Here is a 20,034-nt window from a genome sequence, read left to right on the forward strand (position 1 = left end):
GGACACGTGCCCTCTGCCGGGTCAGGAATTCGAGAAGCTCTCTCTCCTCTTAGCGACACGCCTTTCGGCGCAGCCATGACTGGAGCTCGTCGTTCCAGTCGGTACCGCGCAACTTAGGCCGTCGAACTTGGATGAGCCGCCCTTCACGGAGATAGGCACCTCGCCCGCGCTCGGCTGCAAGGTCGCCGCCAGAATCGTGATCGACGAAGAGATGAAGGTCGCTCACGCTCTCCGGAATGGCAACCAGCCCGAAGCGTTCATTGCCCAGCGTTGCCCACGTCGGGATACCGGTGAGCGCATAGGCCGACATCGCGCTTTCAATGCCTTCGGCGAGACCGAGCCTTCCCTCGGCAGGTTCGAACAGACGTACCGCCGCCTCGCCGAGCGACCCCAGTGCGCGTTTCGGCTTGGCAAACGATGCCTGCGTATCGCCGGAATGCGACAGGAAGGTCCGGTGAACGGCAATCGGGCCCTCGTCGAGACTGACCGCAGCGATCATCGCTGGCAGAAAACGCGCACGGACCTTCGGTCCAAGCGGTGCGCGCGGATGAAACCTCAGCGCATGGGACGTCGCGAGGATGCCGCGCTCTTCGAGATATGCCTTGGCAGGACTTCGTTGCAGCGGCCGGGCATCGCGCCAGATGCGGAGTGCTGCAGCCGATGGCTTGTTGGAATATCCCGGCTGGATCGGAAATTCGTCAGAGGAGCCAGAGAATAGCGCTGAGGTCTCGAGCCCCTCTCGAGCGAGGGCGGAAAGCACGCTCGCCTGATCGCAGCCGGCGAAACAATGGAATAGGATGGCCTTCCGGCCAAGGGTGACACCAAGCGAAGGCGTGCGATCGTCATGCGCAGGACAACGGGCCATGCCCTTGGTGCCAGACCACTTGCCGCCGCGGCTCTCGCAGAGCCTGCGAGCGGTGATCTCCATTGAAGTGAATCTTGTCGTTTCATGAGTGGACATGGGCTCTGCGATCCTTCCTGGCTCACCATCCGATGCCCCCTCTGCTCTGGCTGACCTATGCACGAGATAGCAGCTGCCGGAGGCTCGGGCGCTGGATCACAAGACCGGCAAGACGGAGCCTTGAATAGCCCAACGCCAGATGCTCGTAACAGAGCGCCGCACATTCCACTTGGCGTCTGCTACCAAACCATTGATTCCCGCAGGAAGGCGAGCCGGAGACGGCAGGCCGCCTCCGGCCAAGGGGCAGGCGTCTACCTTATCCCTTGTCTGTCAGATCACTTGGTTTGTTCGCCTCTCAATTCGCGCCGTGCCTGCGGCAGACGGTCTCGCCAGGTCCGCTCATGAGACACGCGAAAGACCTTTCCGGACCTGCTCAACCCGACCAGCGCGGCAACGGGCATATGTCTGGTTGCGCCTTCGCGCTTCGCGCGCGCAAAGATCACTTTTGCCCGTTCGATTTCTTCGGCTGTGTAATTCATATCGTGCTCCTTTGGTTAGCCTGCAGGAGCGGTCGCATGAAAAAAAGCGAACCCCTCTTACAGGGTCCGCCGGTTAACCTCCCGATGGAGGACGGGACCTTGGATCATCGATCCAGGGCTGCCGACCAATGCCGGCATGCGTGACGATTTTGATATAGGCAGCGATAGCGATCATACAACTTCCAGAGATGCTACTCCCTCTCCATGACCGAGCCTCTCCCCGCAATCGACATCAAGATCTCTGCAGAACCCTCGCTCTTTCTGGAGAGAATGATCGCGCTCGGCGAGCAATCAGGCCGTTTTACCATCGAGCATGTCGACGACCGTGCCAGTGGAACGCGCCTGGAAGTCGTCAACTTCCGTCTCCTGAACGAAAGCCCGCATGAAGAACACGGTTTCCAACTTATAGCGCGCCGGGAGAAGCTCGACCGTATCCAGGTCGAGATACGCGCGCAGCGTTGGTCGCCCGATCCGCCCACGCAGGCTGTCTATGAACAGTCCGCCCGTGATCTCGTCCGGCCGCTTCTGAAAAGCTACAACCGGTCCTTCCAAACGAAGCATCGCTTGCGCATTGGTGCCCGTGAAGGATCATCGTTCAGAATTTCGGAGCGAACGCAGACCCTGCTCCGCCGCTTCACGACCCTCGCCAATACACGGTCGCTCCATCCCTTCGACTGGCACCGGTTCTACCTACTCGTACGCGAGGGCCGACAGGAAATTCCCGATAATATCCTGCGCGCGAAACTCGAACAGGCGGGTTTCACAAACGCAATGGCGCGGGAAGTCGCACAGCTCTATGTGCATCTGTGGGAATTTAAGCGGTTGCGCTGAAGGGATGTAAGGCGACGACATTTAGGCGGCAAGAAAGAAGTGCCGGTCAAAGGGCACGCTGGCGGCAAAAACCGCAGATCGCGACCAAATTTACGCGCTTAGCACCACAACGGGCTAGTCGTAGCGTAACCGGTGTAAACATGACATATCATGCTCTATTGCGTTATTTCACATGATATGTCATGTATAGCGTATGCCACGCGCCTCCAGAGCCGCCAGCGGACTGCCGCCACAAAGCCAGCGAGCTATAACCCAGCTCGGTAAGGACATCGCGCTTGCCCGCCGCCGCCGCAAGATGCCGCAGCGGTTGATGGCCCAGCGCATGCTGGTGTCGGTTCAGACCCTTCAGCGGCTCGAGGCTGGTGATCCGACAGTCGGCCTCGCAGTACTTGTCAGCGCACTGCATGTGCTGGGAATGACGCAGCGCCTTGCCAGCCTGGTTGCGCCAGAGAGCGACCGGGCGGGCATAAGCGAGGACCTCTCGCGCTTGCCGGAAAGAACGCATGCGGCCAGCGATGACGAACTGGATTTCTGATCGGCCATGACGACCATCCGCTCCTATGTATTCGTCCATCTTCCCGAGGGCCCTGTCCCTGCGGGTCTGCTGACGATGACCGACGAACCGCGCAACCAGTTCGCGACCTTCGCATATGGCCGCCGGTATCTTGAGCGCTCTGACCGGATTCCCGTCGACCCGGTCGCTCTACCACTGCACGATGCCGGGACCAGCCGAACCTTCCGCACCGAGGAAGGGTTTGCCGTCTTTGGCGGCATCCGCGACGCGGCTCCCGACGGCTGGGGCCAGTATTTGATGTACAAGGCTATGGGCGACCGATTGCCGAGTGAGATCGATCTTATCCTGGCTTCCGGAGAGCATCGCGTAGGCGCGCTCGCATTCGGGCCCACTCCGGAGCGACCGGAGCGCATTACGCCATGGGGCGATGGCGCTGCTCCGGGTGAAGAGTTCACTCTCGCTGAACTCGCCGAGGCAGCCGAACGAGCGCAACACGTCGATGAACTGGATGAGAATCTGCGCGCGCTTCTGGCCGCGGGTTCTTCGCTCGGCGGCGCGCGCCCGAAGGCGGCGACACAGATCGGCGAGCAGCCTTGGATCGCCAAGTTCCAGAAGCGCGGCGACAGCTTTCCCGAATGCCGCGTGGAGCTGGCAACGATGCGGCTCGCCGCCGAATGCGGTCTCAACGTACCCGCGCTCGATTTTCGGTGCGTGCTAGACCGCGACATCTATCTCATAGAACGGTTCGACCGCGTGCCGCATGGCAACTGGATTGAACGGCGACCCTTCGCGTCGGGGCTGACCATGCTGGGGGCCCATGAAAGCGAGGTAAGCAGTTACAGCTATGCTGATCTAACCGGCGCGATACGTCAGCACGGTACGCAGGTCCGCGCAGACCTCCATGAGCTTTTCCGCCGAATGGTGTTCAACATACTCGTCACCAATGATGACGATCACCTGCGCAATCACGGCTTCCTGTTCGACGGAACTGGCTGGCGCCTGTCTCCGCTCTACGACGTCGTGCCCAAGCCGCAGGTAGGGCTGGAGAGGCGCCTCGTCCTGGGAGTTGGTCCGGAAGGCCGCAATGCCACGCTCGACAATGCGCTGGCTGGAGCAGCAGTGTTCGATCTCGGCCCCGATGAGGCTTCGGCGATGACCGAAGAGTTGCGCGTGATGGTTGCAGCGCGCTGGCAGCCGCTGTTCAAGGAGGCAGGTTTGAGCCCTGCTGATCAGGGCCGCTTCGCAACCTGCTTCCGACTAGCTAGCGAAGATAGCTGAAACAAGCTGTGCCGCAATGCCATCACCCAGAGCGCGTCTGCCTTAACCAGCACGAGCTGATCCGCAAATATCGTTGTCCAGATTGCGGCGCGGTGATGATGTGCGCGTGCGACGAAGTATACGGGCGCCGCTTTCTGGCACACCAACTGAATGAAGGCTGCGAACTCGACACCCAAGAGCGGGTGCCGGTGACGCACGGTTTTCAAGAGGGTATCTGCAGTGAATGCCGTGGACTGCCAGCCGTCCCGGCGCCGGCGGCGGCAAGCCCCGGACGTATCAGCAAGATCAAACGCTATTACTGGCGTGAACTCTTCTTTGCCAAAGAAACGGCACGATACGATTGGGACTCACGGCATCCGGACGCGACCGATGAAGAGCGGCACGCGGCGCATTCCGCTGTCGAAAAAGCAGTGCTAGAAGAGATCAAAGAACTGCACGCAAGCACTCCTAAATACGGCTTCGCTGAGAAGTCTCAGGCGGAAGTGATCGAACAATACTCGGTTGAGATCGAACCTCTGCAAGCGGCATATGCCAAAGACGGAGGGAAGGGCGCACAGATCGTAGCTGGCGATGAGATAATCAGCGCCGAAGAATTCGCTTCGCGGCACTATTCCAGGCAAGGCTGGCAAGTCCTGCTCCTTGAAAGCGTTCCGTTACACGCGCTGTTTGGCGTGATGATGTGGATTGTCATCCAGGAACCGATCGACCCGAAGAATCGGATAGTCAGCTTCGGCGACCGGACGGCATATGAAGACCGGCGAACCAAGGAGCCAATCTGGACACATTTACCGAGCGATTTCGGCTCCAAAGGCTATGGCGATCGACGCGTCGAGGCGATCAGCAAGCATTTCGACGAATTGCTTCTCGATGACGATCCTCTCTGGCTGTTCGACTATTGGCTCGAACCAAGCGAGGGGCTGCGTCAATATCTCTGGGCTCACCGACCGGAGGACGTTGCACGCGCACGGCGCCTTTTGGAAATCCTTCCGTTCGACACAATCAAGATGATCCTTCGCTATCTCGTCGATGCTTACTGGGATCGTTATCTCGGCTGGCCGGATCTGCTCCTGTATCGCGAGAACGAATTCAAACTTGTCGAGGTGAAGTCGTCATCCGACAAACTGAGCGAAGACCAGAAGCGCTGGATCGCTGACAATCATGAGATTCTGAAACTGCCGTTTGCTATCGCTAAAGTGCATCGCCGTGTTTGATCCACGGCGCGCCAATCACTTCAATCTCGAGAGAGCCCAAGCCAAAAAAGTCGAATAAAAGACGGTGATTGCCCGGTGATTGCTAGACCAAAATTTGGCTGCGAAAAATTCTATAATCTGATAAGAAAAACAATATGATACTGATTTAACGCGCTAAAATCTGGTATTTCCGCTATCGCCGCCGGTAGCGTAATTTTCCAAAAGCAAATATTTGCGACCGGCGACCAAAATTGCTTCGCACCGCAAATGAAACCCGCGATATTTCCGCCGGCACTATCTCCTGCCTTGGGAATAAACGTCCATGGGTTTCGATTCGTTTGCCGATCTCCTGCCCTATATCGCGATCGGTTTTGCCGCTCAGCTCGTCGACGGGGCGCTGGGCATGGCGTTCGGGGTCATCACCAACACGCTGCTGGTCGGCGTGCTCGGCATGCCGCCCGCGCTGGCGAGTGCGAAGGTGCACCTCGTCGAATGCTTCACCACGGCCAGTTCGGGGATCAGCCATCTCTATCACCGCAATATCGACCGCAGCCTGTTCCTGCGCCTGCTGATTCCCGGCGTGCTGGGCGGGGTGGCGGGCGCCTATCTGCTCAGCAATATCGACGCATCGGCGATCAAGCCGTTCGTGCTGCTCTATCTCGCAGGGATCGGCATCTATCTTTTCGTGCGGGGATTGCGCCATCCCGGCGATCCGAAACCGGCGCGGCGTGTGGCGCCGCTCGGCCTGCTGGGCGGGTTTCTCGACGCGGCGGGCGGCGGCGGATGGGGCCCGGTGGTCACGTCGAACCTGCTGGTGCAGGGGGTGGAACCGCGACGGGTGATCGGGTCGGTCAGCGCGGCGGAATTCTTCCTCACCGTGGCGGTATCGGTGACGTTCATCGCGCATATCGGGATCGCCGACATGGCGGGACCGACGCTCGGCCTGATAATCGGCGGGGTCGCGGCGGCGCCGATCGGGGCCTATGCGGCAAAGCGCGTGCCGGTCAAACCGATGCTCACGCTGGTCGGCGTCGTGCTCACCCTCACCAGCCTTTACGGCATATGGAAGGCGTGGGGCTGATCGCCGGGCTCAGGCGATGATGTCGGGGATGAGCGCATCCTCGAAAAACATGATCTGATCCTTCAGCCTGAGCTTGCGCTTCTTCAGCCGGGCGACCTGAAGCGCCGCCGCGGGATTTTCCGCCAGCGTGTCGATCGCCGCGTCGAGATCGCGATGTTCGATTCGCAGTGTTTCGAGCTGCCGGCGCATCTCGTCTTCGGTCATCGGCGTTTCAGATCCTGTCGAATGACGCCGGCGACATCATCGGCGCGAATTGCGCCTGTGTCATGCCACAGCCGGTCCCCGCTTCGCAATCGTTGTATCGGACCGCAAACGGATCGTCGCATCACGGCCCCCGGTTCGTCCGAAACAATAATCGAAACCGCTTTTTTACATCTTCGAAATATGATTTCATTTCCATGACAGTTAGGTGCCCGTTTCGAGTCGCCAGCCTGTCGAATGGGGGATATCACTCGCAAAGGAGCTTTTCGATGGAATCCACGCATGTCACCGCCCTTGAAACGAAGCATGCCGGTCTGGAGCGGCAGATCCGGGATGAGGAACTGCGCCCCGCACCCGATGCCACGCGGATCAAGAATCTGAAACGCAGGAAGCTCAGGATCAAGGAAGAGATCGCCCTGCACTGATCGCCCCTCCCCTTCATCAACGCCCCCAGGCCGCATGCGGTTCGGGGGGTTTTTCGTGGACAGGCCGGGCGGACGAACCCCTGTCGTGCGAAGGCGCGCGGCTTTATCGCGGCGAAACGCAGATGGATGTTTTGCGAAACGCGCGCCATGCGCTACCTCTTTGATCCATGCCAGCCAGCCAGCCACCGAACGCGCCACCCACCGGCCCCTCCCCCGCGATTGCCGCGCGCACGATCCTCACCGGCCTGCACGAGGTCATGGCATCGCGCCACAATGCGCAGGCGAAGCTCAATCACGTGGTCGAGATCATCGGAGAAAGCCTCGATAGCGAGGTCTGCTCGATCTATCTCCTGCGCGAAGGGATGCTCGAACTGTTCGCGACGCGCGGCCTCAACGAGGAGGCGGTGCACGTCACCCGGCTCGCCATCGGCGAAGGGCTGGTCGGCACCATCGCCAAGAATGTCGAGATGCTCAACCTCGCCGAGGCGGCGGCGCATCCCGACTTTCTCTACCGCCCCGAAACGGGCGAGGAACGCTTCCACTCCTTTGCCGGCGTGCCCATCGTGCGCAAGGAACGCGCGGTCGGCGCGCTCACCGTGCAACATGTCGATCCGCGCCGCTACGAAGAGGTCGAGATCGAGGCGTTGCAGACCGTCGCCATGGTCCTGTCCGAGCTGATCGCCAATGCCGACCTCATCGACGAGCAGGACGCGTTCCTGACCAATCCGCAGCTCTCGGGACAGCAGCAGCTCAAGGGTCTGCCGCTGGTCAAGGGGCTGGCGCGCGGCTTCGCCGTGTTTCACCAGCCGCGCATCTCCATCGAACAGGTCGTCGCCGAGGATACCGAGGCGGAGCGGCAGCGCGTCTATCTCGCCTTCGACAAGATGCGCGAGCAGATCGAGACGATGACCAACCAGGCCGAATTCGGCGTGGACGGCGAGCATGCGGAGGTTTTGAAGACCTACAAGATGTTCGCCTACGACGAAGGCTGGGCGCGGCGCATCAACGAGGCGATCGACAGCGGCCTCACCGCCGAGGCCGCGATCGAGCGGGTGCAGCAGCGCACCCGCATGCGCATGCGACAGATCGACGACCCGCTGCTCGCCGACCGGATGCACGATCTCGAAGATCTCGCCAATCGGTTGCTGCGCATCGTGTCGGGACAGATCGGCACGGCGGCGGCGCTGGGCTTGCGGCAGGACACGATCCTGATCGCCCGCAATCTCGGCCCGGCCGAATTGCTCGAATACGATCGCCGCCGGCTGAAGGGCGTGGTGATGGAGGAAGGCTCGCTCACCAGCCATGTGGTCATCGTCGCGCGGGCGATGGGCGTGCCGGTGCTGGGCCGGGTGCATGGCGTGCGCGGCATGATGCGCGAGGGCGACGAAATCCTGCTCGATGCCGACCAGGCCGTCGCCAATGTGCGCCCGACCCCCGTCCTGACCGAGGCGTTCGAGGCCCGCTCGCTGCGCAATCGCGAACGGCAGGCCGGCTATGCCGCATTGCGCGACGTCGAACCGTTCAGCCGCGACGGCGAGCGCATCACCGTGATGATGAACGCCGGGCTGCGCGACGACATCCCGATGCTCGGCATGACGGGCGCCGACGGCATCGGCCTGTTCCGCACGGAGTTTCAGTTCCTCGTCTCCGCCGCCCTGCCGCAGCGCGACCGGCAGACGCGCCTGTATCGCGACGTGCTCGACACCGCGGGACAGAAGCCGGTGATTTTCCGCACCGTCGATGTGGGCGGGGACAAGTCGCTGCCCTATCTGCGCGGGGATGAGAACAGCGGCGATGAGGAGAACCCGGCGATGGGCTGGCGCGCGCTGCGGCTCGCGCTCGCCCGCGAAGGCTTGATGAAGGCGCAGGCCCGCGCCCTGCTCGAGGCGGCGGGCGGACGCACGTTGAACGTGATGTTCCCGATGGTGTCCGAACCGTGGGAATTCGACGCGGCGAAGGCCGTGTTCGAGCAGCAGATCGCGTTCCTGAAAGACCGGCGCAAGACCTTGCCCGAACAGATCCGCTATGGCGCCATGCTGGAGGTTCCGGCCCTCGCCGAAATGCTCGACGTGCTGGCGCCCAAGCTGTCGTTCCTGTCGATCGGCACCAACGACCTGACGCAGTTCCTCTTCGCCGCCGACCGGTCGAACCCGCGGCTCGCCGAACGCTACGACTGGCTCAGCCCCGCGATCCTGCGGTTCATGCGCCGGGTGGTGCAATCGCTTGCGCCGTACCGGGTCGACCTCACCGTGTGCGGCGAGATGGGCGGGCGCCGGCTGGAGGCGCTCGCGCTGATCGGCCTCGGCATCCGGCGTCTTTCGATCACGCCGGCATCGGTCGGCCCGCTCAAGGAGCTGGTCCGCAAGGTCGACACGCGGGAAATCTCCGCCGCGATGGAGCAATGGCTGGCCGAGCCTGTCACCGACCTTCGCGGCGCGCTGATCGCGTGGGCGGAGGAACGCGGCATCGACTGGGACTGACACGGACAGGAACCGGGCCGCCGCCTCGCGCTTTCCTGTTCATAAGCCGCGCGGGGCGGTGACGGCACGGCTTCGATGCTTGACATGGGTGGCCCGTGCGTATTGCCTGCCGGACAGGTTGAATGTCTTTCGCAAACTGATGGGGCTTTGGTGGACGAACACGAAGAACAGTTCGAGCAGGATGGCGCAGATGCCGGCACCGGCGACGCCGGAACGGGCGTCGGCCAGAGGCTTCTGTCGGAACGCGAGCGGCAGGGCCTCTCCCGACAGGACATCCGCGACCGCACCAAGATCCCCGAACGCCACCTGATCTCGATCGAGGAAGGCGACCTCGCCTCGCTTCCGGGGCGCACCTATGCCATCGGCTTCGTACGCAGCTACGCCCGCGAATTGCAGCTCGACGAGGAGGCGATGGTCGAGCAGGCCCGCGCCGAGCTGGGCGCCGCCGCCCCGCCCCCGCCGCCGCGCAGCGTGCAGCACATGGAACCGGGCGATCCCGCACGCATCCCCTCGGCAAAGCTGGCGTGGGGCGTGCTCGCGCTCCTGCTGGTGATCGCGGTGCTGGGCTTCTTCTTCTGGCGCAGCTGGTTCCTGCCCGCGGCGGAGCTGCCCCCGCTTACCGACGAAACCCAAAACGCGCCCGCCGCCGCCGGTGCGGCGACGCCCGGCGGTGCGGCAACCCCCGCGGCGACGCAGGCACCGCGCGGCCCGGTCGTCTTCACCGCCACGATCGACGGGGTGTGGGTCCGCTTTTACGACGGGTCGGGCGACCGGCTCTACGAATCGCTGATGAACCAGGGTGACAGCTTCACCATTCCCGCCGACGCCGAAAATCCGCAGATCTGGACCGGGCGGCCCGATGCGCTGTCCATCACCATCGGCGGGCGCGACGTGCCCCCGCTGGCCGAGGAGGACCGCGTGATCCGCGACGTGCCCGTTTCGGCGGGGGCATTGGGCGCGCGCGGCCCCGGTCCCGGATTGCCGTCCGCGCCCGGATCACAGGACACGACGCGCTGAACGCCGCCGCCCCTGCCCGCGTCGTTCAGCGCGGGTTCCGGCGCGGCGGGCGACATTGCGGTGCTTTGACGAATTGACAGACGAAAAGGTTTCGACACCCTCATGCCCCATTCGAGTATCCGCCTCCCCCGATTGCGCCGCGCCGGATGGCTGCTCGGCGCCGCGCTTCTGACCGCGCCGATGATGGCGCCGCCCGCCATCGCGCAATCGACCGAAGATATCCGCATCCGCAAGCTGGAGCAGGAAGTCCGCGCGTTGCAGCGCAAGGTTTTCCCCGGCGCGGACGGACGCTATTTCGAGCCGGAAGTGACCGCGCCGACCGCTGCGCCGAATGCGGTTCCGGCCAACACCGGCGGCCCGGTCACGGATCTGCTCGCGCGGATGGACGCGGTGGAGGCAGCCCTCCAACGCCTCACCGCGCAGACCGAGGTGAATCAGAACGCTCTCAACCTCCTCAACGCGCGGGTCGAAACGCTGGAAGCGAACCGGACCGCCGCCGCGCAGGAGCCGCGCTATGCCGAAGATCTGGCCGAAACGCCGGCGCCCTCCGGCAATAATGCGTCGGGCAACAGCAATGCGACTTCTGCCAATATGGACGCGATGACGGGCGGTGCTTCCTCCGGCGGTTCGGGGGCGAACGCGGGCGGCACGACGGTCGAGAAACCGTCGACCGGCGACGCGGGCGACGACGCCTATGTCTACGGTTTCCGGCTCTGGGATGCGGGGCGTTATGCCGAGGCGCGCAGCGTGCTCGAAGCAATGGTGAAATCCTATCCCAAGCATCGCCGGGCGAGCTGGGCGCGCAACCTGATCGGGCGCTCCTATCTCGATCAGAAGCAATATCGCCCCGCGGCCGAAGCATTTCTCGCCAATTACCTCGAAAATCGGGACGGCGAACGCGCGCCCGACAGCCTCGTCTATCTGGCGCAGGCCACCGCCGCGCTCGGCAATAATGCCAAGGCGTGCGAGGCGCTGGAAGAGTTCCGCCTCGTCTATCCGGGCGAAGCGTCCAATCGCCTGTCCTCCCTGTCACAGCAGGTCGCAACGCGGGCCAAATGCAATTGACGCGCAAGCGACCCCTCTACGCCTGAACGCCGCCGCCGACCGCTTCGCCCGCGATTTCGACGCGGTGGCGGAGCGGGCGGGCCTTTCGGAGCAATCGTGCGTCGGCCTCGCCGTTTCGGGCGGGCCGGACAGCATGGCGCTGCTCGCGCTCGCGGCGCGGGCCTGCCCTTCCCGCATCGCGGTCGCCAGCGTCGACCATGCGCTTCGGCCCGAGGCGGCGGAGGAATGCGCGCATGTCGCGGCGGTCTGCGCCGCGCTGGGCGTGCGGCACGAAATCCTGCGCCCGGTGGTCGGCACGCATGGCAATCTTCAGGATAATGCCCGCCGCGCCCGTTATGCTGCGCTGGAGGACTGGGCCGGGCGGAGCGAACTCCACGCGATTGTCACCGCGCATCATGCCGATGATCAGGCGGAGACGATGCTCATGCGGCTGGCGCGCGGGGCGGGCACGCGCGGCGTCGCCGGGATGCGCGAGATCGCCGTGGTTCCGGGCGGGACGCTGCCGCTTTTGCGTCCACTGCTGTCGTGGCGGCGCGATACGCTCAGCGAGGTGGTCGCGGATGCCGGACTGTCGCCGGTGCAGGATCCCTCAAATCACGATCAGTCGTTTCTGCGGGTCCGGGTCCGGGCGTGGTTGAATGCGGCGCCCGCCGACATCGACCCGGTGCGGATGGCACGGTCCGCCGCGCATCTGGCCGAGGAAGATGATGCGCTGGACTGGGCCGCGCGGCGCGAATGGGACGAACGCGTGGAGCGGGACGGGAACGGGACAACGCTGCGCTACGACCCTGCTGCGCCAGCGGCGATCCGGCTGCGCGTGCTGACCCGCATCATGCGCGAATCGGCGCGGGAGGGCACGCCGCGCGGCGACGAGATCGCACGGCTGCACGAACGGCTTGCCCACGGCGACACCGCGACGCTGGGCGGTGTGCTTTGCACCGGCGGCGAGGATGGGTGGACCTTCCGCCCCGCCCCGCCGCGAAAGGGCGGCAGGCGGTGAGCTGCACCGGGGTTTGCCCTGTGCGCTGTTTGCTTGTCATTCACACGGTTGCGCCTACATTACAGGGGCGAAAGGACGGGATTTCCTGAATCATGAATAATCAAGACCAGCCCGGAAACGGCGACAATGGCGGCGGGGGCAACCCTTGGGTGAAAAGCCTGATGATCTGGGGCGGGATTTTCTTGGCCCTGCTGCTCATCGTGTCGATGTTCGGCCCCGGCAATGAAACGCCGGGCACGCAGATCCGCTATTCCGATTTCCGCGACCGCGTCGCCGCCGGCGATGTGCGCGAGGTACAGATCGGCACCGACCGGATCACGGGCATGCTTGAAAACGATCAGGCGTTCAGCACGGTGCCCGTCGCCAGCGACAGCTCGCTGACCGATCTGCTGGAGGCGAACGACGTCGAATATTCCGCCGTACCGCGCGAGGAAGGCAGCCTGCTGGCCGCGATCCTGATCAATCTCCTGCCCTTCCTGCTCATCCTCGGCATTGCGTTTTTCGCCCTGCGCCAGGTGCAGAAGGGCGGCGGCGCTGGCGGGGCAATGGGTTTTGGCAAGTCCAAGGCCAAGATGCTGACCGAAAAATCGGGCAAGGTGACCTTTGCCGATGTCGCGGGCATCGACGAAGCGCGCGAGGAGCTGGAAGAGATCGTCGAATTCCTCAAGGATCCGTCGCGCTTTTCCAAGCTGGGCGGCCAGATTCCCAAGGGCGCCCTGCTCGTCGGCAGCCCCGGCACCGGCAAGACGCTGCTGGCCCGCGCGATCGCGGGTGAGGCGGGCGTGCCGTTCTTCACCATTTCGGGTTCCGATTTCGTCGAGATGTTCGTCGGCGTCGGCGCGTCCCGCGTGCGCGACATGTTCGAACAGGCGAAGAAGAACGCCCCCTGTATCCTGTTCATCGACGAAATCGACGCGGTCGGCCGTTCGCGCGGCAATGGCCTCGGCAATTCGAATGACGAGCGGGAGCAGACGCTGAACCAGCTGCTCGTCGAGATGGACGGGTTCGAGGCGAACGAAGGCATCATCATCATCGCCGCGACCAACCGACCCGACGTGCTCGACCCCGCATTGCTGCGCCCCGGCCGTTTCGACCGGCAGGTGGTCGTGCCCGTCCCCGATATCGAGGGGCGCGAGAAGATCCTCGATGTGCATATGAAGAAAGTGCCGCTGGCGCCCGACGTCAATGGCCGCACCATCGCGCGCGGCACGCCCGGATTTTCGGGGGCCGACCTCGCCAATCTGGTGAACGAGGCCGCCTTGCTCGCCGCGCGGCGGAACAAGCGCCTCGTCGCGATGCAGGAATTCGAGGACGCCAAGGACAAGGTCATGATGGGGGCGGAGCGCCGCTCCATGGTCATGACCGAGGACGAGAAGAAGATGACCGCCTATCACGAGGCGGGCCACGCGCTGGTGTCGATCAACGAGCCGGCGTCCGACCCGATCCACAAGGCGACGATCATCCCGCGCGGTCGCGCGCTCGGCATGGTGATGCGCCTGCCCGAACGCGACAGCTATTCCTACCACCGGGACAAGATGCACGCGAACCTCGCCGTCGCGATGGGCGGGCGCGTGGCCGAGGAAATCATCTTCGGCTATGACAAGGTGTCGTCGGGCGCGTCGTCGGACATTCAATATGCCACCGACCTTGCCCGCAACATGGTCACCAAATGGGGCATGTCGGACAAGCTCGGCCCGCTTCAGTACGAGCAGAGCCAGGAAGGCTATCTCGGCATGGGGCAGACGAGCCGCACCATGGCATCGGACGAGACGAACAAGCTGATCGACAGCGAGATTCGCGAGCTCGTCGAAAAGGCGCACAAGGCGGCGGACGAATGCCTGCGCACGCAGGAGGACAAGCTGCACCTCCTCGCACAGGCGATGCTCGAATACGAAACGCTCACCGGTGACGAGATCACGAAACTGCTGGCCGATGGAAAGATCGACCGGCCCGACACGCCCACCGGCCCGAAACGGCCCGTGTCCGTCGGCGGCGTCGGCGTTCCGAAGGCCGGCCGCAGGCTGGACGGCGGGGCGGCACCGCAGGGCGCCTGATCCCGTCGGCAAAGACTGAAAGACGAACGCCCCGGCCGCCCTGCGCGCCGGGGCGTTTTCTTTTCAAGGGGCACCGCGTGTGCGGAACAAAGAGCGAACCACGCCGTTGGATCCGGTAAAGGAGACCATGGCCATGACAGCCCCCAATCCCACCGAACACCCCAAGTCCGACCCCGTGTCCAATGCCGAGAAAGACCCCGAAAACTGGGTCACCGGCGATGAGGCGATGACCGGCGCGCAGGCCAGCTATCTCAAGACATTGAGCGAAGAGGCCGGCAAGCCCGAAGCCTACGACACCTCGCTCAGCAAGGCCGAGGCGTCGAAACGCATCGACGAATTGCAGGGGACCACCGGACGCGGCGCATGAAAAAGGCCCGCCCGTCGCAATGACGGGCGGGCCTCTTCAAATTCAGGATGACCAGGCGATCAGCCGTCGTAATCGGACCCGATCGAGGTGTTGCGCGTCGGTGCCGCCGCGGTCAGGCGAAGCGCCTCCGCCGAACGGGACAGCGAACCGATCTCGTCGATCTCGTCGTCTTCCTCGACCGCGACCTTCTGCAACCCGGTGATCACCGTTTCCTTCAGGTGCTTCGGCTTCACCGTCTGCTCCGCGATTTCGCGAAGGGCGACGACCGGGTTCTTGTCCCGGTCGCGGTCGACGGTGAGTTCCGCACCGCTCGAGATCTCGCGCGCACGCTGAGCGGCCAGCAGGACCAGGTCGAAACGGTTGGGGATCTTGTCGACGCAATCTTCGACGGTAACGCGCGCCATGGGGCACTCCGTAATCAGGGTGTCGGGAAAGCGCGGTGCTTACCTATCCACAGGCGCGGAGTCAACGGGAACCGCCGATCGGCCCGCCCTCTTGCCCTCCCCCGCACAAGCTGCGACAGGCAGGATCATGACCGATACGCCAGATTACGGGAACGGGCCGGACGATACGACGCTCTCCGATCACGCTGGCGCCTATCGCGATCCGGCGCCCTTCGCATGCGAGGCGCAGGGGCATAGCCTCGCCTTCTACCCTGCGGGAAAGGACCGTCTCGACGCGCTGCTCGACCTGATTGCGGGGGCGAGCCGCACGCTGCGCCTGTGTTTCTACATCTTTGCCGAGGATGACGTGTCGCACCGGGTGCGCGATGCGCTCACCGCCGCGGCGCGGCGCGGGGTCGCGGTGCAGCTCCTGCTGGACGGGTTCGGCGCGGACGCCAGCGACGAATTCCTCGCCCCGTTGACCGAGGCCGGCGGATGGCACGGGCGGTTCGGGACGAAATGGTCGCAACGCTATCTCATCCGCAATCATCAGAAGATGGCGATCGCGGACGATGCCATCGCCATGATCGGCGGCTTTAACATATCGGACGATTATTTTGCGCCGCCCGCGATGAACGGGTGGAACGACATGGGCGTGACTGTGCGCGGATCGGCCGTGGCCTCGCTGATCGACTGGTACGACCGGCTGATCGCGCTCGTCGCGGATAGCGGGACGCGATGGCGCGACGTTCGCCGGGCCGTGCGGCACTGGAATCCGGGCGACGGGGCGGTGCAATTGCTGATCGGGGGGCCGACGCGGGGCATGTCGTCATGGGCGCACCGCGTCGGGCAGGATTTGCGCAGCGGCGACCGGCTCGACATGATGATGGCGTATTTCTCACCCTCGCGGCGGTTGATGAAACGCATCGGCGGCATCGCGGGCAAGGGGGATACGCGGCTGGTGATGGCCGGGAAATCCGACAATGACGCCACCATCGGGGCGACGCGCTCGCTCTATCACGACCTCCTGAAACGCGGGGCGCGGGTGTGGGAATTCATGCCGTGCAAGATGCACACGAAGCTGATCGTGCTCGACGATGCGGTCTATTTCGGGAGCGCGAATTTCGACATGCGCAGCCTCTATCTCAATCTCGAGATCATGTTGCGGATCGAGGATTCCGTCCTTGCCGACCGGATGCGCGAATTCGTCGGCGCGCATCTTGCCGCGTCGCAGGAGATCGACCGCGCCTGGCTGCGCGCGCGTGACGGGCTGTGGACGCGGATCCGCTGGAACCTGTCGTGGTTCCTCGTCGCCGTCGCCGATTACACGGTCAGCCGCCGGCTACAACATCGGGCCATAGCGCGAGGCTCAGTCGTAGTCGGCGGCGTAGCTGTCCTCGGCCAGATCGGAGAAGCGGGTGATGCGCGGCTCGAACCGCATGCGCACCTTGCCGGTGGAACCGTGGCGCTGCTTCGCCACGATCAGCTCGGCAAGGCCATAGACCCGCTCCATTTCCGCGGCCCAGGACGCGTGCGCCTCGTGCACCTTCGTGTCGTCGGTTTCGACGGGGCGCTTGGGTTCCTTGGCCGCAACGTAGTAATCCTCGCGATAGACGAAGAGCACGATATCGGCGTCCTGCTCGATCGAACCCGATTCGCGAAGGTCGGACAGCATCGGCTTCTTGTCCTCGCGCTGCTCCACCGCGCGGGACAGCTGCGACAGCGCCATGACCGGGATGTCGAGCTCCTTGGCCAGCGTTTTCAGGCCCCGGCTGATTTCCGAAATCTCGTTGACGCGATTGTCATTGGCCCGGCCCGACCCTTGCAGCAATTGGAGGTAGTCGACCACGATGAAGCCGATGTCGTGCCGCCGCTTCAACCGCCGCGCCCGCGCGCGCAACGCCGCGATGGTCAGCGCCGGCGTATCGTCGATGAACAGGGGCAGTTCGGCCAGCTCCTGGCTCGCGCGGGAGAGTGCCTGGAAATCCTCGCGGCTGATCTTGCCCATGCGCAGGTTTTCCGAACTGATCCCCGATTGTTCGGCGAGGATACGGGTCGCAAGCTGATCCGCGCTCATTTCCAAAGAGAAGAACGCGACCGGCGAGCCCACCGATTCCTCGCCCGGAATGCCGTCGGCCAGATCGCGGCGATACCGGTTGGCCGCGTTGAACGCCATGTTGGTGGCGAGCGAGGTCTTGCCCATGCCCGGACGCCCGGCGAGGATCAGGAGGTCGGAATTCTTGAGACCGCCGATCTTCTCGTTCACGCTGTTGAGGCCGGTCGTCACGCCCGACACGTGCCCGCCGGAATTGAGCGCCTGCTCGATCAGCTTGATCGACTGGCGCGTGGCGGCGGCGAAATTCTTCGTCTCGTTGCCGGTCGCGGCCCCCTCGGCCACGCGATAAAGCGCGCTTTCCGCCCGCTCGATCTGTCCCATCGGGTCGACATCGTCCGAGGTATCGAGCGCGTCTGTCACCAGCGTGCGCCCCACGCTCACCAGCTCGCGCAGGAGGGCCAGCTCGTAGATCTGCTCGGCCAGGACCTGCGGCGCCAGAAGCCCCTGCCCATCCGCCGTCAGCCGGGCGAGATAGGTGATGCCGCCCATTTCCTTCAGCCCTTCATCGGCCTCGAAATAGGGTTTCAGCGTCACCGGCGTCACCACCGCCTTGCGATCGACGAGGTTCAGGATCCGCTCGTAAATGCGCGCGTGCAGCGGTTCGAAGAAATGATCCGGGCTGAGCGCCTTGGGCAATTCCTCGATCACGCGATTGTCGATGAGCACGGCCCCGAGAAAGGCGGCCTCCGCCTCCACATTGCTGGGAAGGGTGCGCGCGTCGCCTTCGCCCTCATCGGGGCGGAGCAGGGTTATCTCTGTTGCCATAGCCGCAAAATAGGCGGGTGGCCCCGCGCGCGCCAGCCGGATTATCTCACTAAATTAATCCACAGCCTGTGCATATCATCGCGACAGCAGGAAAACCGCATATTCCGCGCGCAGATTCGCCGCCGCCGCACCCGTCAGCCGGTCACCGTTCAAAAACCAGCGCCGTTCGATCGTCATCCCCCGGCCCCGCGCCAGCGCGGCGAAATCGTCGATCGTCACATGGTGGATATTGGGCGTTTCGTACCATGTCACCGGGAGCAGCCGCGTCACCGGCATGCGCCCCCCGAACATGAGCGAGGCCCGCACCCGCCAATGCGCGAAATTGGGAAAGGACACGAAGGCCCGCCGCCCGATGCGCAGCAATTCGTCGAGGATGAGATCGGGCCGCCGCGTCGTCTGCAACGTCTGCGACAGGATGGCGTAGTCGAAGCTGCCGTCGCCGTAGAAGCCGAGATCGGCATCGGCATCCCCCTGCACCACCGACAGGCCGCGCGACACGCAGGTGGCGACCTTCTCCGCGTCGATCTCCAGCCCGCGCGCATCGACGCCCCGCCGGTCGCGCAGCGCCGCCATGAGGTCGCCATCGCCGCACCCGATGTCGAGCACGCGGGAACCGGGCGCCACATGATCGGCAATGACGGCTAGATCGGGGCGCAGGCGCGTCACAGGAAGCCCCCCACCACCCGGTCGAGCGCGGGCACGTCGAGGAGGAAGCTGTCATGCCCGAACGGGGCGGACAATTCGACGAAGCTGACCGGCGCGCCCGCGGCATTCAGCGCATGGGCAATCCGCCGCGATTCCGATGTCGGGTAAAGCCAGTCGGTGTCGAAGCTGACGAGGCAGAACCGGGTCTTCGTGCCGGCAAAGGCGTCCGACAACCGCCCGCCATGTTCCTCCGCCAGATCGAAATAATCCATCGCGCGGGTGATGTAGAGATAGCTGTTGGCATCGAACCGGTCGGTGAAGGCCAGCCCCTGATACCGCAGATAGGATTCCACCTGGAAATCCGCGTCGAAACCGAAGGTCTTCGCCGCCCGGTCCTGAAGCCGGCGGCCGAATTTCTCGGTCAGCCCCTGCTCCGACAGATAGGTGATGTGCGCCGCCATGCGCGCCACGGCCAGCCCGCTTTCCGGCCCGACCTTACGGGGATCGGGGCGGGGATCGGCGCCTGGATCGGCACTCGCCTCCGCATAATAATCGCCGCCGTTCCATTGCGGATCGGCCATGATCGCCTGCCGCCCCAGTTCGTGAAAGGCGATGTTCTGCGCGCTGTGGCGCGACGTGCTCGCGATGACGAGCGCGGCCTTCACCCGCTCACCGAAATTCGCGGCCCAGCTCAACGCCTGCATCCCGCCCATCGACCCGCCGACGACGGCATGCAGCGTCTCGATGCCCAGCGCGTCGAGCAGCGCGACCTGCGCGCGGACCATGTCGCGGATCGTGATGACCGGAAATCGCATCGCATACGGGCGACCCTCCGGCGCGAGCGCGGCGGGCCCGGACGAGCCCATGCAGCTGCCGATGACGTTGGAGCAGATCACGTGAAACCTGTCCGTGTCGATCGGCTTGCCCGGTCCCACCATGCGCACCCACCACCCCGGCTTTCCCGTGGCGGGGTGCGGCGATGCGACATGCTGATCCCCGGTGAGCGCATGGCACAGCAGGATGGCGTTATCCTTCGCCGCGTTGAGCGTGCCATAGGTGCGATAGGCGATACGCACGCCATCGAGGCTGCGTCCGCTGTCGAGCGGCAGCGGATCGGCAAGGGTCAGCGTCGCGCCGGTATCGTCATGGACAAGGTCAACCATCGGTCCCGGCGATTGGGAC

General features: G+C 64.2%; 20 protein-coding genes and 2 pseudogenes. 14 read left to right on the forward strand and 8 right to left on the reverse strand.

From position 1 onward, the window contains the following. Positions 1 to 49: 49 nt before the first annotated feature. Positions 50 to 928, reverse strand: coding sequence for a toprim domain-containing protein (locus JD971_RS05975; protein WP_236672301.1), 879 nt, complete (start codon positions 926 to 928; stop codon positions 50 to 52). Positions 929 to 1,236: 308 nt separating this feature from the next. Continuing rightward, on the reverse strand, positions 1,237 to 1,440 hold the full coding sequence (locus tag JD971_RS05980) for a hypothetical protein (RefSeq protein WP_202086666.1): 204 nt from the start codon (positions 1,438 to 1,440) through the stop codon (positions 1,237 to 1,239). Between the two features lie 204 nt (positions 1,441 to 1,644). Here JD971_RS05980 and JD971_RS05985 point away from each other — a divergent pair, with 204 nt between their 5' ends. From JD971_RS05985 to JD971_RS06005, 5 genes are all read left to right on the forward strand, one after another. Further along, a complete protein-coding gene (locus tag JD971_RS05985) occupies positions 1,645 to 2,271 on the forward strand; it encodes a hypothetical protein (RefSeq protein WP_202086667.1) in 627 nt (208 codons plus the stop codon). A 193-nt stretch (positions 2,272 to 2,464) separates the two neighbouring features. Continuing rightward, positions 2,465 to 2,806, forward strand: a complete 342-nt coding sequence (locus JD971_RS05990; RefSeq protein WP_202086668.1) for a helix-turn-helix domain-containing protein — start codon at positions 2,465 to 2,467, stop codon at positions 2,804 to 2,806. 6 nt (positions 2,807 to 2,812) lie between these two features. Further along, entirely contained in the window at positions 2,813 to 4,063 is a 1,251-nt protein-coding gene (locus JD971_RS05995; protein ID WP_202086670.1) for a type II toxin-antitoxin system HipA family toxin, read from the forward strand. Between the two features lie 8 nt (positions 4,064 to 4,071). Further along, entirely contained in the window at positions 4,072 to 5,274 is a 1,203-nt protein-coding gene (locus tag JD971_RS06000) for a VRR-NUC domain-containing protein (RefSeq protein WP_202086672.1), read from the forward strand. Between the two features lie 301 nt (positions 5,275 to 5,575). After that, on the forward strand, positions 5,576 to 6,334 hold the full coding sequence (locus JD971_RS06005; RefSeq protein WP_202086674.1) for a sulfite exporter TauE/SafE family protein: 759 nt from the start codon (positions 5,576 to 5,578) through the stop codon (positions 6,332 to 6,334). Between the two features lie 9 nt (positions 6,335 to 6,343). Here the strand turns inward: JD971_RS06005 and JD971_RS06010 are convergent, their stop codons facing one another. Further along, complete coding sequence (locus tag JD971_RS06010; protein ID WP_202086676.1) at positions 6,344 to 6,538, reverse strand: YdcH family protein; 195 nt, start codon at positions 6,536 to 6,538, stop codon at positions 6,344 to 6,346. 266 nt (positions 6,539 to 6,804) lie between these two features. Between JD971_RS06010 and JD971_RS06015 the strand changes: the two genes are divergently transcribed. From JD971_RS06015 to JD971_RS06045, 7 genes are all read left to right on the forward strand, one after another. After that, the gene (locus JD971_RS06015) at positions 6,805 to 6,960 is read left to right on the forward strand and encodes a YdcH family protein (RefSeq protein ID WP_202086678.1); all 156 of its coding nucleotides are present in this window, start codon (positions 6,805 to 6,807) and stop codon (positions 6,958 to 6,960) included. Between the two features lie 167 nt (positions 6,961 to 7,127). Then, entirely contained in the window at positions 7,128 to 9,440 is a 2,313-nt protein-coding gene (gene ptsP, locus JD971_RS06020; RefSeq protein WP_202086679.1) for a phosphoenolpyruvate--protein phosphotransferase, read from the forward strand. 150 nt (positions 9,441 to 9,590) lie between these two features. Beyond that, on the forward strand, positions 9,591 to 10,457 hold the full coding sequence (locus JD971_RS06025; RefSeq protein WP_236672302.1) for a helix-turn-helix domain-containing protein: 867 nt from the start codon (positions 9,591 to 9,593) through the stop codon (positions 10,455 to 10,457). Between the two features lie 102 nt (positions 10,458 to 10,559). After that, a complete protein-coding gene (locus JD971_RS06030) occupies positions 10,560 to 11,522 on the forward strand; it encodes a tol-pal system YbgF family protein (RefSeq protein ID WP_202086680.1) in 963 nt (320 codons plus the stop codon). Positions 11,523 to 11,586: 64 nt separating this feature from the next. Continuing rightward, positions 11,587 to 12,522: a tRNA lysidine(34) synthetase TilS gene (gene tilS, locus JD971_RS06035; protein WP_202086683.1), complete on the forward strand. Its 936-nt coding sequence runs from the start codon at positions 11,587 to 11,589 to the stop codon at positions 12,520 to 12,522. A gap of 92 nt (positions 12,523 to 12,614) precedes the next feature. Next, entirely contained in the window at positions 12,615 to 14,576 is a 1,962-nt protein-coding gene (gene ftsH / locus JD971_RS06040; protein ID WP_202086685.1) for an ATP-dependent zinc metalloprotease FtsH, read from the forward strand. Positions 14,577 to 14,709: 133 nt separating this feature from the next. Continuing rightward, the gene (locus JD971_RS06045) at positions 14,710 to 14,943 is read left to right on the forward strand and encodes a DUF3072 domain-containing protein (RefSeq protein WP_202086687.1); all 234 of its coding nucleotides are present in this window, start codon (positions 14,710 to 14,712) and stop codon (positions 14,941 to 14,943) included. Positions 14,944 to 15,002: 59 nt separating this feature from the next. Here the strand turns inward: JD971_RS06045 and rpoZ are convergent, their stop codons facing one another. After that, positions 15,003 to 15,347 carry a DNA-directed RNA polymerase subunit omega gene (gene rpoZ / locus JD971_RS06050; RefSeq protein ID WP_202086689.1) on the reverse strand — a complete coding sequence of 115 codons (345 nt, stop codon included), beginning with the start codon at positions 15,345 to 15,347 and terminating at the stop codon, positions 15,003 to 15,005. A 127-nt stretch (positions 15,348 to 15,474) separates the two neighbouring features. Here rpoZ and JD971_RS17080 point away from each other — a divergent pair. Next, a pseudogene (locus JD971_RS17080) lies at positions 15,475 to 15,903 on the forward strand (phospholipase D-like domain-containing protein); the annotation flags it as partial. A 35-nt stretch (positions 15,904 to 15,938) separates the two neighbouring features. On the opposite strand, the gene JD971_RS06060 reads toward JD971_RS17080, so the two are convergent. Then, entirely contained in the window at positions 15,939 to 16,253 is a 315-nt protein-coding gene (locus JD971_RS06060; protein ID WP_202086690.1) for a hypothetical protein, read from the reverse strand. Here JD971_RS06060 and JD971_RS17085 point away from each other — a divergent pair. Further along, positions 16,252 to 16,470 (forward strand): annotated as a pseudogene (locus JD971_RS17085) (phospholipase D-like domain-containing protein); the annotation flags it as partial. The gene JD971_RS06060 and the pseudogene JD971_RS17085 sit on opposite strands and share 2 nt — an antisense overlap. Before the next feature lie 225 nt (positions 16,471 to 16,695). Here JD971_RS17085 and JD971_RS06070 read toward each other — a convergent pair. The 3 genes from JD971_RS06070 to JD971_RS06080 form a co-directional block, all read right to left on the reverse strand. Then, on the reverse strand, positions 16,696 to 18,207 hold the full coding sequence (locus JD971_RS06070) for a replicative DNA helicase (RefSeq protein ID WP_202086692.1): 1,512 nt from the start codon (positions 18,205 to 18,207) through the stop codon (positions 16,696 to 16,698). 75 nt (positions 18,208 to 18,282) lie between these two features. Further along, entirely contained in the window at positions 18,283 to 18,873 is a 591-nt protein-coding gene (gene metW, locus JD971_RS06075; protein ID WP_202086693.1) for a methionine biosynthesis protein MetW, read from the reverse strand. Beyond that, positions 18,870 to 20,015 (reverse strand): homoserine O-acetyltransferase, encoded by a 1,146-nt coding sequence (locus JD971_RS06080; RefSeq protein ID WP_202086694.1) that lies wholly within the window; start codon positions 20,013 to 20,015, stop codon positions 18,870 to 18,872. The genes metW and JD971_RS06080 overlap by 4 nt, the downstream gene beginning before the upstream one ends. Positions 20,016 to 20,034 lie beyond the last annotated feature (19 nt).

Source organism: Croceicoccus sp. YJ47 (genome assembly GCF_016745095.1).
In the GTDB taxonomy this organism is placed as follows: Bacteria; Pseudomonadota; Alphaproteobacteria; order Sphingomonadales; family Sphingomonadaceae; genus Croceicoccus.

Coding starts and splice junctions, on each gene's coding strand:
- JD971_RS05975 (WP_236672301.1), bottom strand. CDS start 928: ATGGAGATCACCGCTCGCAGGCTCTGCGAGAGCCGCGGCGGCAAGTGG.
- JD971_RS05980 (WP_202086666.1), bottom strand. CDS start 1,440: ATGAATTACACAGCCGAAGAAATCGAACGGGCAAAAGTGATCTTTGCG.
- JD971_RS05985 (WP_202086667.1), top strand. CDS start 1,645: ATGACCGAGCCTCTCCCCGCAATCGACATCAAGATCTCTGCAGAACCC.
- JD971_RS05990 (WP_202086668.1), top strand. CDS start 2,465: ATGCCACGCGCCTCCAGAGCCGCCAGCGGACTGCCGCCACAAAGCCAG.
- JD971_RS05995 (WP_202086670.1), top strand. CDS start 2,813: ATGACGACCATCCGCTCCTATGTATTCGTCCATCTTCCCGAGGGCCCT.
- JD971_RS06005 (WP_202086674.1), top strand. CDS start 5,576: ATGGGTTTCGATTCGTTTGCCGATCTCCTGCCCTATATCGCGATCGGT.
- JD971_RS06010 (WP_202086676.1), bottom strand. CDS start 6,538: ATGACCGAAGACGAGATGCGCCGGCAGCTCGAAACACTGCGAATCGAA.
- JD971_RS06015 (WP_202086678.1), top strand. CDS start 6,805: ATGGAATCCACGCATGTCACCGCCCTTGAAACGAAGCATGCCGGTCTG.
- ptsP (WP_202086679.1), top strand. CDS start 7,128: ATGCCAGCCAGCCAGCCACCGAACGCGCCACCCACCGGCCCCTCCCCC.
- JD971_RS06030 (WP_202086680.1), top strand. CDS start 10,560: ATGCCCCATTCGAGTATCCGCCTCCCCCGATTGCGCCGCGCCGGATGG.
- ftsH (WP_202086685.1), top strand. CDS start 12,615: ATGAATAATCAAGACCAGCCCGGAAACGGCGACAATGGCGGCGGGGGC.
- JD971_RS06045 (WP_202086687.1), top strand. CDS start 14,710: ATGACAGCCCCCAATCCCACCGAACACCCCAAGTCCGACCCCGTGTCC.
- rpoZ (WP_202086689.1), bottom strand. CDS start 15,347: ATGGCGCGCGTTACCGTCGAAGATTGCGTCGACAAGATCCCCAACCGT.
- JD971_RS06060 (WP_202086690.1), bottom strand. CDS start 16,253: ATGCGTTTCATCAACCGCCGCGAGGGTGAGAAATACGCCATCATCATG.
- JD971_RS06070 (WP_202086692.1), bottom strand. CDS start 18,207: ATGGCAACAGAGATAACCCTGCTCCGCCCCGATGAGGGCGAAGGCGAC.
- JD971_RS06080 (WP_202086694.1), bottom strand. CDS start 20,015: ATGGTTGACCTTGTCCATGACGATACCGGCGCGACGCTGACCCTTGCC.